Origin of the sequence: Nocardiopsis sp. TNDT3 (assembly GCF_003427465.1) — a bacterium.
Classification (GTDB): domain Bacteria; phylum Actinomycetota; class Actinomycetes; order Streptosporangiales; family Streptosporangiaceae; genus Nocardiopsis; species Nocardiopsis dassonvillei.
Map to the genome: position 1 here is coordinate 1 of NZ_QPFC01000428.1, position 2649 is coordinate 2649.

General features: G+C 75.9%; 2 protein-coding genes. One reads left to right on the plus strand and one right to left on the minus strand.

Annotation, left to right across the window (positions count from 1 at the left end):
- A partial coding sequence (locus DQW06_RS11200; protein WP_117198405.1) for a pyroglutamyl peptidase occupies positions 1 to 874 on the minus strand: 874 nt, incomplete at its 3' end.
- Positions 875 to 1071: 197 nt separating this feature from the next.
- Here DQW06_RS11200 and DQW06_RS11205 point away from each other — a divergent pair.
- Positions 1072 to 2619, plus strand: a complete 1548-nt coding sequence (locus DQW06_RS11205) for an aldehyde dehydrogenase family protein (RefSeq protein WP_117198406.1) — start codon at positions 1072 to 1074, stop codon at positions 2617 to 2619.
- Positions 2620 to 2649 lie beyond the last annotated feature (30 nt).

Consider the following 2649-nt stretch of genomic DNA (forward strand, 5'->3'; position numbering starts at 1 on the left):
CCGCCGACCCCTCCGTGGGGCCGTCCGGGCGCACCACCACCCCGCGGCCGTCCGGCGCGGCCTCGGCCACCTCGGTGTTGACCACCACCGGGTAGGGGTCCTCCCGCACCGCCGCCAGGATCCGTTCGTGGGGCAGCGAGGAGAGCGTCCACTCCGGGACGCCGGGGCCCGGCACCGGTGCCCGGCCGGTGCGCGACACCCGCAGGTTGTCCTCGCCCCCGCCGCGCCAGACGCCGTTCCACACCTCCAGGTCGAAGCGGCCCGGCCGCCCGCGGCTGAGCGTGACCACCGCGTCCGCGCGCCGGTGCTGCTCGGCCAGCGCCTCCTCCACCAGCCCGGCGTCGAAGTCCGCCCAGCGCACCGGGAACACCGCGGTGCGCACCACGGCCGTGCGCCCGCCCACGGGGAACGTCCACCCGTTCAGGTCCAGCGCCGCCGCGCCGGAGGGGTTGGAGCACGCCGGGTCCTCGTCCAGGCGGAAGGGGTCGAAGCCGGTCACGACCACCCGCACCCACCGGTCGCCCGGCGGGAAGTCGAGGTCGGCGATGCCGCGCGAGCCCGTCTCCAGCAGGTGCAGCAGGTCGGCGCGGTCGGCGTCGGACACGGCGAAGTCCGGCCGCCAGGAGCGCAGCCGGGCTGAGAGCACCAGCCGCGCCCAGTACAGGGGGCGGTCGTCGGCGCCGTCGCGGGCGGCCTCCGTCCACAGCCGGGAGGCGTGCGCGGCGACCGCCTCCCGTGCCTGGGCGAGGTCGGCGCTCGCCCGCAGATCGGCGCTGAACAGGGGCTCGGCCGCGCCGAAACCGGAGCGGGTCAGGACCAGGCGGGGCTCGGGGAGACCGGCACGGTCCTCTTCGGGAGTGGTGTGGTGGTGCACGGGGGTCGCTGTCCGTCTCAGGGGCGTCGGGAGGGCCGCCGGGGGAGGGGCCAGCCGAGTCTAACGCCGCCCGCGACCGCCCCGGGGACGGCGTGTCCGGCGCGTCCGGCCGACGAGACACGGGGGCTGGACCGGCGGGGTCGGACTTGGCAGGGTGTGAGGTGACCGCCCGTTCCTCTCAACGGAGAGAGCAGCACATGCCGATTTCCGCCCTCCCCACCACCGCCTCCCTCGCCGACCGCGCGCGGGCCGCCCTGGACCGGTGCCGCGTCGCCGCGCCCCAGGAACCGGCCGGGGCCGGCGGCGCGGCGAGGTCGCCCATCACCGGCCGGGAGCTCTTCGCCCTGGGCCACGAGTCCGCCGCCGACGTCGAGCAGGCCGTCACCGAGGCCCGGGAGGCCTTCGCCGCCTGGCGCGACACCCCCGCCCCGGTGCGCGGGCAGCTCGTCCACAGGCTCGGCGAGCTGCTGCGCGAGCACAAGGCCGACCTGGCCGAGCTGGTGACCATCGAGGCGGGCAAGATCCGCTCCGAGGCCCTGGGCGAGGTCCAGGAGATGATCGACATCTGCGACCTGGCCGTGGGCATGTCCCGGCAGCTGTACGGGCGCACCATGCCCTCCGAGCGGCCCGGCCACCGGCTCATGGAGACCTGGCACCCGCTGGGCGTGGTCGGCGTGATCACCGCCTTCAACTTCCCCGTGGCGGTGTGGTCGTGGAACACGTGCGTGGCCCTGGTGTGCGGCAACACCGTGGTCTGGAAGCCCTCGGAGCTGACCCCGCTCACCGCGCTGGCCTGCCACGGCCTGCTCATGCGCGCGGCGCAGGAGGTCGGCGCGCCCGCCCGGGGTCTGCACCGGGTCGTGCTGGGCGGCCGCGAGATCGGCCGGGCCCTGGCCGACGACCCCCGGGTGGCCCTGCTGTCGGCCACGGGATCGACCGCCATGGGCCGCGAGGTGGCGCCCCGGGTGGCCGCCCGCATGGGCCGCTACCTGCTGGAACTGGGCGGCAACAACGCGGCCGTGGTGGCCCCCTCCGCCGACCTGGACCTGGTGGTGCGCGGCAGCGTCTTCTCCGCCGCGGGCACGGCGGGTCAGCGCTGCACGACGCTGCGCCGCCTCATCGTGCACGAGGACGTGGCCGAGGAGGTCACCCGGCGGATCGTGGACGCCTACAAGCAGCTGCGCGACCGCGTCGGCGACCCCTTCGCGGAGTCGACGCTGGTGGGTCCGCTGGTGGGCGAGCGCGGGTACGCCGCGATGCGCTCGGCGCTGGAGCGCGCCGCGGCCGAGGGCGGCCAGGTGCTGGTCGGCGGCTCCCGGGTCCTGGAGGAGGAGGCCGCCGACGCCTACTACGTCGAGCCCGCGGTGGTGCGCATGCCCGGCCAGACCGCCGTCGTGCGCGAGGAGACCTTCGCGCCGATCCTGTACGTGATGCCCTACCGCACGCTGGAGGAGGCGGTGGAGCTGCACAACGGCGTGCCCCAGGGGCTGTCGTCGTCGATCTTCACCCAGGACCAGTCCGAGGCCGAGCGGTTCCTGTCCGCGGCCGGTTCGGACTGCGGGATCGTCAACGTCAACATCGGCACCTCCGGCGCGGAGATCGGCGGCGCCTTCGGCGGGGAGAAGGACACCGGCGGCGGACGCGAGTCGGGTTCGGACTCCTGGAAGGCCTACATGCGCCGGGCGACCAACACGGTCAACTACGGCGGCGAGCTGCCGCTGGCCCAGGGCGTGAGCTTCCTCTGAGGGCCCCGGTGCCCCCGCCCCGCCCGGCCC

Bases quoted from the DNA above. Each gene is read 5' to 3' on its own strand.
- DQW06_RS11205 (WP_117198406.1), top strand. From the start codon at position 1,072: ATGCCGATTTCCGCCCTCCCCACCACCGCCTCCCTCGCCGACCGCGCG.